The following is a 14094-nucleotide window of genomic DNA, read 5'->3' on the forward strand; positions in this document are numbered from 1 at the left end:
CTTCGCGGGTAAACCCGCTCCCACAGTTAGCGCGCCAGCCTCAGGCCCTGCACTGTACTGTGGGAGCGGGTTTACCCGCGAAGAGGCCGGCTGCCCCAGTCAACTTTTCAGCCTTTGCGACATGCCTCGAGGGTTTCTACCTGGCCCTGCGGCTGTTGGTTTTCCTCACTCAACCAACGCTCGAACCCCGCCGCCACGGCCGGCCACTCGGCATCGGTAATCGAGTACCAGGCTGTATCCCGGTTGCGATCCTTCACCACCATGTGATTGCGGAACACCCCTTCGAAGACGAAGCCGAACCGCTCTGCCGCACGCTTGGAGCGAGCATTGGCGTTGTTGCACTTCCACTCGAGCCGGCGGTTGCCCAGCGCGAAGCCCAGCTGGCTCAGCAGGTAGACCGCCTCGGTGCCCTTGGGTGTGCGCTGCATGGCCGCGCCGAAGGCGATATGGCCGATCTCGAAGCGGCCCTGTTCCGGCACGATCGACATGTAGCTGAGGATGCCCTGCACCTGGCCGCTGGCACGGTCGATCACGCTGTAGAACAGCGGGTCGCGGCTGGCGGCGTTACCGTCGAGCCAACGGTCGAAGCTGGCGCGTTCGCCGAACGGGCCATAAGGCAGGTAGTCCCACAGCACCGGGTCCGAGCCTGGCCCTTGCAGCACCTCCCAGAGGTCATCGCCATGGCGCGCCGGGTCGAGCTTCTCCAGGCGGATGAAACGGCCTTCGAGGGGGGCGGCATTGGGCGTACCGGCGGGTTTCCAGTTCAATGCGTCGGTCATGGGCGGCCTACAGTACTTTGCGAAATTGGATGAAGCCGGGGCGCTCGGCAACCTGCTCGTACAGGCTGATGGCGGTGGCGTTGGTTTCGTGGGTCAGCCAGTGCACCTTGGCGCAGCCGTCGGCCTTGGCCGTGGCGTAGACATGCTCGATCAGCTGTCGGCCGATGCCCAGGCCCCGCACTGCGCTGTCCACGTAGAGGTCCTGCAGGTAGCAGGAAGGCTCGATGCTCCAGTTGGAACGATGGTAGATGAAGTTGACCATCCCCACTGCCTTGCCATCGACCCAGGCCAGCGCCGAATGGGTCGGCTCGTACCCGTCCAGCAGGCGTTGCCAGGTGCTGGCGCTGACCGCCTCGGGCAGTTCGGTTTCATAGAAGCGCAGGTAGGCCTGCCACAGGGGCAGCCAGGCGGCGTGGTCGTTCGCGCCCACCGGGCGCAGGGTAATGCTGGTCATGGGCCTTTTCCTTCAGAGGTCGCGCATGTGCGCGGCGAGTTGGTTATCCACAGGGTCGGCACTGGCGGCCAGGCCTTCGCGTACCCCGGCGATGTCTTGTGCCGAACGGTTCTGGCTGAGTTTGCGTGCACCCTGCAAACGCGTGATGGGCAGGCGGATGCCAACGATGGCGCGCAGCATGCCGTCGAGGTAGTCCGCAGGGGCATCGGCCACGCGCCACGGCGCTGCGCGGCTTTGCTCGTGGCGGTCGGTCAGGCGGCTGACGATGTCGAGCAAGGCGGCGGGCTCGTGGATCACCGCCGCCGGGCCCCAGGCATGCACCGCCGTGTAGTTCCAGGTGGGCACCACCTTGGGGTTGTCGGCCTTGCTCGGGTAGAACCCGGGGCTCACATAGGCGTCGGCGCCGGGGAATACCAGCAAGGCTTCAGCGCCTTGCGCCAGGTCCTGCCATTGAGGGTTGGCCCGGGCGAGGTGGCCATAGACCGTACCGAACTCGCCCTCGTCGGTGGCGACCAGCACCGGCAAATGGGTGGCCAGCAGCCCCTGTTCGCCATGGCTGACCAGTGTGGCCAGGCGGGTTTGCAGCATGTGCTGGTGCAGGCGGCCGAGGTCGTGTTCCTGGTGCGGTTTGCTGTTGTACATGCCGGGGATCCTTGTGCAGTGGCTTCATCCTAGGCAGGCTATTGGTTCTGTGTAAGAGCCATTCATGACTGTTTTAATAGGTCCAATGCCATGAGCGAGCGTACCCACGCGTTGCCTTTCGATCCGGCCGGCATCGTCCTCGACCGCCGCCGCCGCGGGCTCAGCCAACAGCTGTATCAGGCACTGCGCGCCCGCGTGCTGGATGGGCGCCTGGAAGGTGGCACAAGGCTACCGGCTACCCGCGACCTAGCGGCGATGCTGGCGCTGTCGCGCAACAGCGTGGTGCGCGCCTACGACCAGCTGTATGCCGAAGGCTTCATCGAAAGCCGGGTAGGCGATGGCACCTACGTGAGCCGGCTGGGAAAACTATCCACACAACTGTCCACAGGGTTATCCCGGGGTTTATCAACAGGTTTATCCACATTTCAGGCATCTGACACTGAGGATTTATCCAGTTTCATCGCGTGTAGCGAGCCATTGCAGCGTCTGAAAAATCATCATTTGCCGCCACCCAGAAGCGGCTCGCCGAAGGCTTTCAGGGTCGGCCTGCCCGCCTTCGATCTGTTTCCTTTCGAGGTTTGGGCCAAGCTGCAAGCGGGTTTCTGGCGAAATCCCGACCCGGCGCTGCTCGGTTATGGCGACCCGGCGGGAGAGGTGCAGTTGCGTGAGCTGATCGCCACGTATCTGCGTCGCTCGCGGGGGCTTTCCTGCACGGCTGAACAAATTGTGATCACCAGTGGCGCGCAGCAGGCGATCAGCCTTTGTGCACAGCTGCTGTTACAGCCCGGTGACGGCGTGGCTGTGGAAAACCCAGGCTATCGCGCCGCCGGGCACGCCTTCGCCCTGGCGGGGGCAAGGGTCAGCGGCGTGCCGGTGGATGAAGAGGGCATGGACTGTGCGCGCCTGGCCGAGCTGCCGGACTGTCGGCTGGCCTATGTGACCCCGGCCCACCAGTACCCGACCGGCGTCACCATGAGCCTGGCCCGGCGCCTGTCGTTACTGGCCTGGGCCGAGCGCCAGGGCGGGTGGATCGTCGAGGACGACTACGACGGCGAGTATCGCTACAGCGGCGCGCCCCTGGCGCCGCTGGCTGCGCTGGATCGGCAGGGCCGGGTGTTGTACGTCGGCACTTTCGGCAAGATCGCTTTCCCGGCGCTGCGAATGGGCTACCTGGTGCTGCCCAAACCTCTGGTGCAGGTGTTCAGCCAGGCCAAGGCGCTGGCGGTGCGCCATTCGGAAGTGGGTAGCCAGTGCGTCATGGCGCAGTTCATGGCCCAGGGGCATTTCCAGCGGCATATCCGTCGCATGCGCCGGGCGGCGCTGGCGCGCAGGAATGTGTTGAAGGCTGGCTGGCCGGTGGATGTGCCGGGGCTGGGGGCAATGCCGGAAGTGGCGGCGGGACTGCATGTGAAAGTGGCTGTGGATAACTTTGCGCGCGAGCAGGAACTGGTGGCGCGGGCCGAGGCGGTGGGGGTGGAGCTCAATCCGTTGAGTAGTTACTGGCTGGATGACAGCGAGGTGCCTGTGGATAAGCGGGCGGGGCTGGTGCTGGGGTTTGCGGCGGTGCCTGAAGCGCAGATTGCGGATGCATTGATGCGGCTGCGCAAGGCCTGGAAGTAGCTATCGCGGGGCAAGCCCGCTCCCACGAGCCGTACACAGGCTGCGTGGGAGCGGGCTTGCCCCGCGATGGTTCAGGTGCCGGATTTGATCTTGGTCCAGGCCCGCGTCCGCGCCCGCTCGGCATCCCGCGGCAGCGGCTTGAGGGTATACAACTTGGCCATCGCTTCGGCCGTGGGGTACAGGTTGGGGTTGTTGCGGATCGCCGGGCTGACCTTGTCGGTCGCATCCTTGTTCGGGTTCGGGTAGCCGACGAAATCACTGATCGGTGCAATCACCTCAGGCCGCAGCAGGTAGTTGATGAAGGTGTGGGCATCTTCCGGGTTGGCCGCGTTCTTCGGGATCGCCAGCATGTCGAACCAGATCGGCGCGCCTTCCTTGGGCAGGCGCATGTCCACCACCACGCCGTTCTTGGCTTCGCGCGCACGGTTGGCCGCCTGGGAGAAGCTGCCGGAATAGCCCACCGCCACGCAGATGTCGCCATTGGCGATGTCGGCCATGTACTTGGAGGAGTGGAAATAGGTCACGTGCGGGCGGATCTTCATCAGCAGGTCCTGAGCCTTCTGATAGTCCGCCGGCTTGCCGCTGTTGGGGTCCAGGCCCAGGTACGACAGCGCCAGCGGCAAAATCTCCGACGGCGAGTCGAGCAGCGCCACGCCGCACTGTTTGAGCTTGGCGATGTTCTCTTCCTTGAAGATCAGGTCCCAGCTGTCCACCGGCGCGTTATCACCGAGTACTGCCTTGACCTTGGCCGGGTTGAAGCCGATCAGCACGGTGCCGTACATGTAGGGCACGGCGAATTTGTTGCCCGGGTCGTTGGCTTCGATCAGCTTCATCAGCGCCGGGTCCAGGTGCTGCCAGTTGGGCAGCTTGCTGCGGTCCAGGGGTTGGAACACCCCGGCCTCGATCTGCTTGGCAAGGAACACGTTGGACGGCACCACCACGTCATAGCCGGAGTTGCCGGTCAGCAGCTTGGCTTCCAGCGCCTCGTTGGTGTCGAAGATGTCGTAGATCAGCTTGACCCCGCTGTCCTTCTGGAAGTCGACGAGGGTTTGCGGGGTGATGTAGTCGAACCAGTTGTACACCCGCAGGGTGCCCGGTGCGGCGTTGGCCTGCAGGGCGCCGGTGAACAGGCTGGCTGCGATGAGTGGGGCGAGCAGACGCTTGAGTCGGACCATGTTCAGGCTCCTGGCTGGGCGCGCTGGAAGCCTTCCAGCACATTGACCGCGTTGATGCCGATTTCCTCCACAGCGTAGCCACCTTCCATCACGAACAGGGTCGGCTTGCCGAGTTGGGCGATGCGTTTGCCCATTTCCAGGTAGTCCGGGCTGTCCAGCTTGAACTGCGAGATCGGGTCGTCCTTGAAGGTGTCCACGCCCAGGGAGATCACCAGCACGTCGGCGTCGTACTCGGCGATGCGCTGGCAGGCCGCTTCCAGCGCAGCGTTCCAGGCCGCCCAGTCGCTGCCGGCGGGCAGTGGGTAGTTGATGTTGCAGCCTTCGCCCGCACCCTCGCCGATCTCGTCGGCATAGCCGAGGAAGAACGGGAATTCGTCCTGCGGGTCGCCGTGGATCGAGGCGAAGAACACATCGTTGCGCTGGTAGAAGATGTCCTGGGTGCCGTTGCCGTGGTGGTAGTCGACATCGAGGATGGCCACTTTGCGCCGGCCCTGGTCGAGGAAAGCCTGGGCGGCGATGGCGGCGTTGTTCAGGTAGCAATATCCGCCCATCACTTCGGCGGCGGCGTGGTGCCCTGGTGGGCGGCACAGGGCGAAGGCCGAGTGGGCGCCTTGCTGGATTGCCGCCTGGGCGGTGAGCGCGACTTGCGCGGCGCTGTAGGCGGCCTGCCAGGTACCGGCGGTGATTGGCGCGCCGGCGTCGAAACTGTAGTAACCGAGCTCGCCATGCAGGCCGGTAGGTTTGACCTGGCGCAGGGTGCGTGCCGGCCAGGTGAAGGGCAACAGGTCGCCGTCGTGACCAAGCGCGGCCCAGCGTGCCCAGGCGCCTTCGAAGAAGTTCAGGTAGTCGGCGCTGTGGATGCGCTGCAGCGGGGCGCGGCCGAAGTCGGTCGGGCCTTGGACGTCGCCAAGGTTGCTCTTTTTCACCTGTTCCAGCACATGGTCGGCGCGCGAGGGCATCTCGAAGCAGGGCATCAGCTTGCCGTCGATCAGCTCGCAGCGGCCGTGGTGCAGGCGGTGGTCATCGGAATAGATTGTCAGCATTTGTTGTTCTCCGGGTAATCACTGGCGTGGGCCCATTCTGGTGGGCGGCCGGCAGACCGGGGGACGTTGCAAACGGCCAAAAGGGGATCAATGTGGCCAAGTCATCCTGGCAGACCCTATCGCGGGGCAAGCCCGCTCCCACAGGTGTCACGTGGGAGCGGGCTTGCCCCGCGATAGGGCCGGTTCAGGTCAACCGCGAAAATGGCTCGGCGCCACGCCGCTCCAGCGCTGGAAGGCATGCCTGAAACTCGCCGTCTCACTGAACCCCAGCGTTTCGGCAATCCGGTAGATCGGCATCTGGTCCTCGGCCAGCAATTGCTTGGCCCGCTCGAAGCGCAGCTCGTCGAGCAGCTGTTGATAACTGCTGCCCAGCGCCTGCAAGTGCCGGCGCATGGTGCGCGACGAACAGTTCATCTGCCGTGCCAGGCCCTCCAGCCCAGGCGCCGCATCCAGCTGCTGGAGCAGCAGCTGGCGAATCCGCCCCAGCCAGGCCTGGCGCCCGGTGAACTCCAGGTTCAAACGCCGACAGCGTTCACTCATCGCCTTGTGGGTGATCGGGTCGGCCAGCGGCAGCGGCATGTCCAGCCAGCGGCGTTCGAAGGCGAAAGCGTTGTCGCCCGCATCGAAGCCCTGCGGGCAGGCGAATGCACCGGCGTAGAGCGCGTGGTAATCGGGGCGGGGGTGTTCGAAGCGTGCCGCCAGCAAGGGCAGCGGGCGGCCGAGCAGGTCGTCGCAGATCACTTTCAGCGACACCAGGCAGAACTCGGCATTGAAGGCGGCCAGCCCTGGCGCGTCGTAGTGGTCGCTGGCGCACAGCCACACACGCTGGCCATCATCCACCAGGCGCAACTGGAAAACTGTTCCCAGCAGTGCCGGAAAGCTCAGCGCCAGCCGCAGGGCGTCACCCAAAGTGGCACTGGAGAGCAGCGCGTAACCGAGCATGCCGTAGCACGACACATGCATGCGCCGGCCCAGCTCCAGGCCGATGTCCTCGCGCCGGGCCAGGGCGTTGGCGCATACCTGCAGCTCTTGCTGGGTGGTGATGCGGGCGTCCGGGTGCTCAAGGTCTGCCAGGCCAATGCCGCTGCCGGCGAGCAGCTGCTGCGGGTCCACGTCTTGTTCCTGGAACACCTGGAGGATCAGCGAAACGGCATTGAGGGTGGTGAGGTGGCTGTGCAGCATGCTCGGTGTCCCGTGGGGCTGAGGGGCATTATGGAGCAAGTTGTGTGCCGGGGTGTGTTGCCCCTGTGGGAGCGGGTTTACCCGCGAACACCGGCGCAGCCGGTGCCAGGCACCGCGTTGTCTGCTTCGCGGCTAAAGCCGCTCCCACAGGTGGGGTGACACGCGCATAAAAAAAGGGCCCGATGCGTGCGCTCGGGCCCTTGAAAGGTTGAGAGGTGTCTAGTCCCTCGACCTGGTGAGACTGTTTGCTACGGTCGGGTTACGCCTTCAGCGGAACCAGACGTGGAGCGATCATGTTTTCCGGACGCAGGATGTCGTTGAGCATCTCTTCGTCCAGCAGCTTCTCTTCGCGCACCAGTTCCAGCACGCCGCGGCCGCTTTCCAGGGCAACGCGGGCGATACGGGTGGCGTTTTCGTAGCCGATGTACGGGTTCAGGGCGGTGACCAGGCCGATCGAGTGCTCGACCAGTTCACGGCAGCGCTGTTCGTTGGCGGTGATGCCGACGATGCAGTGCTCGCGCAGCATGTCCATGGCGCGTTGCAGCAGGCGGATCGAGTCGAAGATCTTGTAGGCGATCAGCGGCTCCATCACGTTCAGCTGCAGCTGGCCACCTTCGGCAGCGACGGTCAGGGCCAGGTCGTTGCCCATGATGGCGAAGGCGACTTGGTTGACGGCTTCCGGGATAACCGGGTTGACCTTGCCTGGCATGATCGAGCTGCCTGGCTGACGCGCCGGCAGGTTGATCTCGTTGATGCCGGTGCGTGGGCCGCTGGACAGCAGGCGCAGGTCGTTGCAGATCTTCGACAGCTTGACCGCGGTGCGCTTGAGCATGCCGGAGAACAGCACGAAGGCGCCCATGTCGGAGGTGGCTTCGATCAGGTCGGCAGCCGGCACCAGCGGCTGGCCGCTGATGGTTGCCAGGCGCTGTACGGCCAGGGCCTGGTAGCCAGGGTCGGCGTTGATGCCGGTACCGATGGCGGTGCCGCCCAGGTTGATTTCGGTCAGCAGTTCCGGAGCCAGCGAGCGCAGGCGCTGCAGGTCTTCGGTCATGGTGGTGGCGAAGGCGCGGAATTCCTGGCCCAGGGTCATAGGTACGGCGTCCTGCAGCTGGGTGCGGCCCATCTTCAGTACGTGGTCGAATTCTTTACCTTTGGCAGCGAACGCCTGGATCAGGCTGTCGAGGCTGGCCAGCAGGGCGTCGTGGCCCAGCAGCAGACCCAGACGGATCGCGGTCGGGTAGGCGTCGTTGGTCGACTGCGCCATGTTCACATCGTTGTTCGGGTGCAGGTACTGGTACTCACCCTTCTGATGGCCCATGGCCTCCAGCGCGATGTTGGCGATGACTTCGTTGGCGTTCATGTTGGTGGAAGTACCAGCACCGCCTTGAATCATGTCCACCACGAACTGCTCGTGGTAGTCGCCCTTGATCAGTCGTGCGCAGGCTGCGCTGATCGCGGCGTGCTTGGCATCGCTCAGGTGCCCCAGCTCACGGTTGGCGTCAGCAGCTGCCTGCTTGACCATCGCCAGGCCGACTACCAGTTTCGGGTAGTGCGACAGCGGAACACCGGAGAGGTGGAAGTTGTTGGCAGCGCGCAGAGTCTGGATGCCGTAGTAGGCATCGGCAGGGACTTCAAGGGTACCAAGCAGATCTTTTTCGACGCGGAACGATGCAGCGGAGGACATGATGGATATCATCTCGATTTTGACCCGGCACCTGCCGGAATGCCGCCAATGCTAGGGCTGGGCAGATTTGTCGGCCAATGCTGTTGCACGCTAACCTATGCACAAACGGCATACGGTTTGATGTGACGCCGATTGACAATCGAGCGTGTTCCATTTTGGTGCACGCGTTGCGGAGTAGTCGATGAACCTCGAAAGCAAATGGCTGGAGGACTTCAGTGCCCTGGCCTCAACCCGCAGTTTCTCGCAAGCGGCCGAGCGCCGCTTCGTCACCCAGCCAGCCTTCAGCCGGCGTATCCGCAGCCTGGAAGCGGCCTTGGGGCTGACTTTGGTGAATCGTTCCCGCACCCCCATCGAACTGACCGAGGCCGGGCAGCTGTTTCTCGTCACCGCGCGTACTGTTGTCGACCAGTTGAGCGAAGTTCTTCGTCATTTGCATCACCTTGAAGGCGGGCAGGGCGAGGTGATCCAGGTGGCGGCGGCGCACTCGCTGGCTTCGGGGTTTTTCCCGCGTTGGGTCGCCCAGTTGCGCAACGACGGCTTGAACATTGCCACCCGCCTGGTGGCCACCAACGTGGGTGATGCGGTGCATGCATTGCGCGAGGGTGGCTGCGACCTGATGCTGGCGTTCTACGACCCGGATGCCGCGCTGCAGATGGACGCCGAAATCTTCCCTTCCTTGCACATGGGCAACACCGAAATGCTCCCGGTGTGTGCGGTCGGCCCCGATGGCAAGCCGTTGTTCGACCTGGAAGGCGAGGGCAGCGTGCCGTTGCTGGCCTACAGCGCCGGCGCCTTCCTCGGCCGTTCGGTCAACCTGCTGCTGCGCCAGCGCAACCTGCGCTATACCACGGTGTATGAAACGGCCATGGCCGACAGCCTCAAGAGCATGGCACTGGAAGGCATGGGCATCGCCTGGGTGCCGAAGTTGTCCATGCGCGGCGAGCTGGAGCGTGGCGAGTTGGTGGTCTGCGGCGCCAGCCAGTGGCATGTACCGCTGGAAATCCGCCTGTATCGCTGTGCCCTGGTGCGCAAGGCCAACGTGCGCTTGCTGTGGCGCAAGCTGGAAGGCGGTTCAGTTGACCCAAAAGTCAGCCAAAGCCCCGAAAAATAAGGGCGACAGTTGGTCGCCGGGGGTGCCGTGATGGGCCTGCGTTACGGTATACTGCGCGGCCTTTCGACCGGATAGCTCCGGTCCAGATCAGCAAACAAGCCACGCCGGTCGTCCCGCGTGGCTTGTTGTTTTTTGACGCGCCTGCGGGCGCACAAGCGAAGAGGCTCGACGATGAGTGCACTGGTTGGCGTGATCATGGGCTCCAAGTCCGATTGGTCCACCCTTAGCCACACCGCCGATATGCTGGAAAAACTCGGCATTCCCTACGAAGTGAAGGTGGTTTCCGCCCACCGCACCCCGGATCTGCTGTTCCAGTATGCCGATGAGGCCGAAGGCCGTGGCATCGAGGTGATCATCGCCGGTGCCGGTGGCGCCGCCCACCTGCCGGGCATGTGCGCCGCCAAGACGCATCTGCCGGTGCTGGGCGTACCGGTGCAGTCGTCGATGCTCTCGGGCGTCGATTCGCTGCTGTCGATCGTGCAGATGCCGGCCGGTATCCCGGTGGCCACCCTGGCCATCGGCAAGGCCGGCGCGATCAACGCCGCCCTGCTGTCGGCGAGCATCCTCGGTGCCAAGCACCCGCAGTTCCACGCGGCGCTCAAGCAGTTCCGCACCGAGCAGACCGACACCGTGCTGGACAATCCAGACCCGCGCCAGGCTTGAGGCTGACGATATGAAGATCGGTGTAATCGGTGGCGGCCAGCTGGGCCGCATGCTGGCCCTGGCGGGCACCCCGCTGGGCATGAACTTCGCCTTCCTCGACCCGGCCCCGGACGCCTGCGCCGCGCCCCTGGGCGAGCACCTGCGCGCCGACTACGGCGACCAGGACCACCTGCGCCAGCTGGCCGACGAAGTCGACCTGGTGACCTTCGAGTTCGAAAGTGTGCCGGCGGAAACCGTCGCCTTCCTGTCGCAGTTCGTGCCGGTGTACCCAAGCGCCGAAGCCCTGCGCATCGCCCGCGACCGCCTGTTCGAGAAGAGCATGTTCCGTGACCTGGGGATCCCCACCCCAGCCTTCGCCGACATCCTCTCGCAAGCCGACCTCGACGCCGCCGTGGCCAGCATCGGCCTGCCGGCCGTGCTCAAGACCCGCACCCTGGGTTATGACGGCAAGGGCCAGAAAGTCCTGCGTAAACCGGAAGACGTAATCGACACCTTCGCCGAACTGGGCAGCGTGCCGTGCCTGCTGGAAGGCTTCGTGCCGTTCACCGGCGAAGTGTCGCTGGTGGCCGTGCGCGCTCGCGATGGCGAAACCTGCTTCTACCCGCTGGTGCACAACACCCACGAGAGCGGCATCCTCAAGCTGTCGGTGGCAAGCGACGCGCACCCGCTGCAGGCCCTGGCCGAAGACTACGTTGGCCGCGTGCTGCAGAAGCTGGACTATGTCGGCGTGATGGCTTTCGAGTTCTTCGAGGTCGACGGTGGCCTGAAAGCCAACGAAATCGCCCCGCGCGTGCACAACTCCGGGCACTGGACCATCGAAGGCTCGGAGTGCAGCCAGTTCGAGAACCACCTGCGCGCCGTTGCCGGCCTGCCGCTGGGTTCGACCGCCAAGGTCGGCGAAAGCGCCATGCTCAACTTCATCGGCGAAGTGCCGGCGGTAGACAAAGTCATCGCCATCGACGATTGCCACCTGCACCACTACGGCAAGGCCTTCAAGGTCGGGCGCAAGGTTGGCCACGCTACCCTGCGTTGCGCCGACATGGCCACGCTGAAGGCCAAGATCGCCGAAGTAGAGGCTTTGATCGCCGGCTGAGCGAACTTCTTACGGCAACCGCCCCTCTGAAATGGCGACAAGCCAAAGCGCTGTCTAGGCTTTGGCTTGTTCCACTTCACCACAGAGGGATTGCCATGGGCATCATTGGAACCATCTTCATCGGCCTGATCGTCGGCCTGCTGGCGCGCTTCCTGAAACCCGGGGACGACAGCATGGGCTGGATCATGACCATCCTCCTCGGCATCGCCGGCTCCCTGGCCGCCACCTATGGCGGGCAGGCCCTGGGCATCTACCAGGCCGGGCAGGCGGCGGGCTTCTTCGGGGCCCTGGTCGGCGCGATCATCCTTCTGGTGATCTACGGCTTCATCAAGAAGAACTGAACACAGGCTAGAATGCTCGGCAATTCAAACCTGAGTTGCCGAGCATTTCCATGCGTGCGTTTTTCCTCATCCCCCTGCTGCTTGTCAGCGCCCTGGCCCATGCCGAGCTGCCCGAAACCGACTGGCTGGAGCTGATGCCCAAGTCGGACCAGAAGGCCCTCGAGCAGATGCCCGAGATCGACCACAATTCCCCCGAAGCCCAGGGTGTGTTCACTGCCAAAGGTGGCCTGAAGCAGAGCAAGGGCCTGCCGGCGGTTATGTACTCGACCAAGACCGTCGCCGCCATGAACGGCAAACAGATCCGCCTGGGTGGCTACCCGGTGCCGCTGGAGAGCGATGCCAAGGGCAACAGCACCTTGTTCTTCCTGGTGCCGTACCCCGGCGCCTGTATCCACGTGCCGCCACCGCCGCCGAACCAGCTGGTGCTGGTGCGCTATCCGAAAGGGTTGAAGATCGACGATATCTACACACCGCTGTGGGTGACCGGCCAATTGAAGGTGGAGAAGGTCAGCAATGACCTGGCCGATGCGGCCTATGCGCTGGATGCCGGGAAGGTGAGGGTGGTGGAGGATGCTGATCTTTGATTGGCCGTGAAACCCATCGCGGGGCAAGCCCGCTCCCACGCCGTCATTAGCGGTCGGCGTGGGAGCGGGCTTGCCCCGCGATTGCGTTATCAGATCATTTCGCTGCCGATCACCAGCCCCAGCGAATGACTCGCCCCAGGCTTGAGCGTCACCACGTCATCCCACACATTCGCCGTCTCGATGCACAGCATGCGCTGCCAGCCATCGTCGGCCATGTCTGCCAGCTCCTGGGCGCGGTCGGTCCAGGGGTTCCAGATCACCGCGCTGCGTGAGCCGCTGGCCTGCAGGCTGATGCGTCGGTTCCAGTGCGGGTCGACGATGCTCAAGCGTTGGGGGGCGTTCAGGTAGATGCGGTCGGTCTCGCCCGCGAAGCCCAGGTTGCCCTGCTGCTGGCGCTGCTCCCAGTCGGCCAGGGTTTCGATATAGCCCAGGCCATCGACGCCTTCCACCTGCACCTGGCGTACATCGCTCACGGCGAAGTAACTGTGCAGGGCCTGGCTGAGGGTGACGTTGGTATTGCCGAGGTTGTAGCTGGTGAGGGTCAGTTGCAACTGATCGCCCAGCTCCACCTGCAGCTTGAGTTCGACCTCATGGGGCCAGCCTGGCAATTCGCCCTGGGCTTCGGGCAGGGTGAATTCGATAAGCAGGCTGTTGCCTGACTCTTCCATGCCGAGCAACTGCCAGTCGCGGCCACGAGCCAGGCCGTGGGCCGGTGCTTGTTCACCCTGGAACATGTTCTGCACCGACTGCGGGTTGCGCTGCAGATTGCCGAACCAGGGCCAGCACACCGGTACCCCGGCACGCACGGACTTGCCCTTACGGAAGATGGCCTGGTCGCTCAGCCACAGCAGGGGCGGCTCGCCGATGCGCTGGTAGCTGAGGACCTGCGCGCCCTGCTGGGCGATCAGAAGTTCGGCGCGGTCGCTGGTGATGCGCCAGCAGTTGAGTTCGCCGTGTAGCTCGGTGTCGACCTTGAAAGTAGCCATTGCGCTCGTCTCATTGAATGCCTGTCGGGCCGTTGGACCCGTTAGCCTGCAATGAGTTTACCGCTCGCCTGGCTCAGCGACGAGGCACCGAGCGGGTGCGGCCGCTGCCGTCGATGGCGACGAACACGAACACCGCTTCGGTGACCTTGCGCCATTCACTGGACAACGGATCGTCGCTCCACACTTCGACCATCATCTGGATCGAGCTGCGACCGATTTCCAGGGTCTGGGTATAAAAGGAGAGCTGCGCGCCCACGGCCACCGGGACCAGGAAGGCCATGCGGTCGATGGCCACCGTGGCCACGCGGCCACCGGCAACGCGGCTGGCCATGGCGGTACCGGCCAGGTCCATCTGTGCGACCAGCCAGCCGCCGAAGATGTCGCCAAAACCGTTGGTTTCGCGCGGCAGCGCGGTGATCTGCAAGGCCAGATCGCCCTGCGGGATAGGATCTTCTTGTTCGAGCTCAATCATGCCGTGGGGCCTCTGACCCGTGACGCTTCATGGGTGGCGCAGTGACGGACGCCGTTAAAACGATTCAGCTGCTCGCATACTACGCTGATTTCGCTTCAGGGGCGGCCTTGGGGAAACTCTGCGAAACAGTCTGACAATAGAGACCGACGTTTTCGCACAATATCCCTCAACAGAATCAACCTTTTCCTACGAGCGGGCAGTATATAGACCCTTACAGCCAGCGACGACGTCACATTCATGAATATCTGTACGGATTTTGTACCGC

General features: G+C 64.1%; 15 protein-coding genes. 6 read left to right on the forward strand and 9 right to left on the reverse strand.

The window, feature by feature from the left end; genetic code table 11:
- Nucleotides 1–107: 107 nt before the first annotated feature.
- Genes RTH46_RS01010 through RTH46_RS01020 form a run of 3 tightly spaced genes read right to left on the reverse strand, consistent with a single transcriptional unit; the run spans nucleotide 108 to nucleotide 1875 of the window.
- Nucleotides 108–779: a GNAT family N-acetyltransferase gene (locus RTH46_RS01010; protein WP_153786773.1), complete on the reverse strand. Its 672-nt coding sequence runs from the start codon at nucleotides 777–779 to the stop codon at nucleotides 108–110.
- A 7-nt stretch (nucleotides 780–786) separates the two neighbouring features.
- A complete protein-coding gene (locus RTH46_RS01015; RefSeq protein WP_153786772.1) occupies nucleotides 787–1233 on the reverse strand; it encodes a GNAT family N-acetyltransferase in 447 nt (148 codons plus the stop codon).
- A gap of 12 nt (nucleotides 1234–1245) precedes the next feature.
- The gene (locus tag RTH46_RS01020) at nucleotides 1246–1875 is read right to left on the reverse strand and encodes an FMN-binding negative transcriptional regulator (protein ID WP_153786771.1); all 630 of its coding nucleotides are present in this window, start codon (nucleotides 1873–1875) and stop codon (nucleotides 1246–1248) included.
- Nucleotides 1876–1965: 90 nt separating this feature from the next.
- Here RTH46_RS01020 and RTH46_RS01025 point away from each other — a divergent pair, with 90 nt between their 5' ends.
- Nucleotides 1966–3495, forward strand: coding sequence for a PLP-dependent aminotransferase family protein (locus RTH46_RS01025; RefSeq protein WP_153786770.1), 1530 nt, complete (start codon nucleotides 1966–1968; stop codon nucleotides 3493–3495).
- Nucleotides 3496–3566: 71 nt separating this feature from the next.
- Here the strand turns inward: RTH46_RS01025 and RTH46_RS01030 are convergent, their stop codons facing one another.
- The 4 genes from RTH46_RS01030 to aspA all read right to left on the reverse strand — a co-directional run bounded on the left by RTH46_RS01030 (nucleotide 3567) and on the right by aspA (nucleotide 8579).
- Nucleotides 3567–4670: a polyamine ABC transporter substrate-binding protein gene (locus RTH46_RS01030; protein WP_279846308.1), complete on the reverse strand. Its 1104-nt coding sequence runs from the start codon at nucleotides 4668–4670 to the stop codon at nucleotides 3567–3569.
- A 2-nt stretch (nucleotides 4671–4672) separates the two neighbouring features.
- Nucleotides 4673–5713 (reverse strand): histone deacetylase family protein, encoded by a 1041-nt coding sequence (locus RTH46_RS01035; protein ID WP_316904865.1) that lies wholly within the window; start codon nucleotides 5711–5713, stop codon nucleotides 4673–4675.
- A 189-nt stretch (nucleotides 5714–5902) separates the two neighbouring features.
- Nucleotides 5903–6895, reverse strand: coding sequence for an AraC family transcriptional regulator (locus RTH46_RS01040; RefSeq protein WP_316904866.1), 993 nt, complete (start codon nucleotides 6893–6895; stop codon nucleotides 5903–5905).
- A 259-nt stretch (nucleotides 6896–7154) separates the two neighbouring features.
- The gene (aspA, locus tag RTH46_RS01045) at nucleotides 7155–8579 is read right to left on the reverse strand and encodes an aspartate ammonia-lyase (RefSeq protein WP_110995093.1); all 1425 of its coding nucleotides are present in this window, start codon (nucleotides 8577–8579) and stop codon (nucleotides 7155–7157) included.
- 181 nt (nucleotides 8580–8760) lie between these two features.
- On the opposite strand from aspA, the gene RTH46_RS01050 reads away from it, so the two are divergent.
- The 5 genes from RTH46_RS01050 (at nucleotide 8761) to RTH46_RS01070 (ending at nucleotide 12371) form a co-directional block, all read left to right on the forward strand.
- Nucleotides 8761–9690, forward strand: coding sequence for a LysR substrate-binding domain-containing protein (locus RTH46_RS01050; RefSeq protein WP_110995094.1), 930 nt, complete (start codon nucleotides 8761–8763; stop codon nucleotides 9688–9690).
- Nucleotides 9691–9861: 171 nt separating this feature from the next.
- Entirely contained in the window at nucleotides 9862–10353 is a 492-nt protein-coding gene (gene purE / locus RTH46_RS01055; protein ID WP_110995095.1) for a 5-(carboxyamino)imidazole ribonucleotide mutase, read from the forward strand.
- A 10-nt stretch (nucleotides 10354–10363) separates the two neighbouring features.
- Nucleotides 10364–11446, forward strand: coding sequence for a 5-(carboxyamino)imidazole ribonucleotide synthase (locus RTH46_RS01060; RefSeq protein WP_153786765.1), 1083 nt, complete (start codon nucleotides 10364–10366; stop codon nucleotides 11444–11446).
- Nucleotides 11447–11541: 95 nt separating this feature from the next.
- Nucleotides 11542–11787, forward strand: a complete 246-nt coding sequence (locus RTH46_RS01065; RefSeq protein WP_050707557.1) for a GlsB/YeaQ/YmgE family stress response membrane protein — start codon at nucleotides 11542–11544, stop codon at nucleotides 11785–11787.
- 50 nt (nucleotides 11788–11837) lie between these two features.
- Nucleotides 11838–12371 carry a DUF3299 domain-containing protein gene (locus tag RTH46_RS01070; protein ID WP_178125806.1) on the forward strand — a complete coding sequence of 178 codons (534 nt, stop codon included), beginning with the start codon at nucleotides 11838–11840 and terminating at the stop codon, nucleotides 12369–12371.
- Nucleotides 12372–12460: 89 nt separating this feature from the next.
- Here the strand turns inward: RTH46_RS01070 and RTH46_RS01075 are convergent, their stop codons facing one another.
- Together RTH46_RS01075 and RTH46_RS01080 are read right to left on the reverse strand one after the other, a co-directional pair.
- Nucleotides 12461–13357 carry a D-hexose-6-phosphate mutarotase gene (locus RTH46_RS01075; RefSeq protein WP_153786763.1) on the reverse strand — a complete coding sequence of 299 codons (897 nt, stop codon included), beginning with the start codon at nucleotides 13355–13357 and terminating at the stop codon, nucleotides 12461–12463.
- A gap of 73 nt (nucleotides 13358–13430) precedes the next feature.
- The gene (locus RTH46_RS01080) at nucleotides 13431–13829 is read right to left on the reverse strand and encodes an acyl-CoA thioesterase (RefSeq protein WP_003253317.1); all 399 of its coding nucleotides are present in this window, start codon (nucleotides 13827–13829) and stop codon (nucleotides 13431–13433) included.
- Between the last annotated feature and the right edge of the window lie 265 nt (nucleotides 13830–14094).

The organism is Pseudomonas sp. zfem004, from assembly GCF_032621715.1.
Taxonomy (GTDB): Bacteria; Pseudomonadota; Gammaproteobacteria; order Pseudomonadales; family Pseudomonadaceae; genus Aquipseudomonas; species Aquipseudomonas sichuanensis.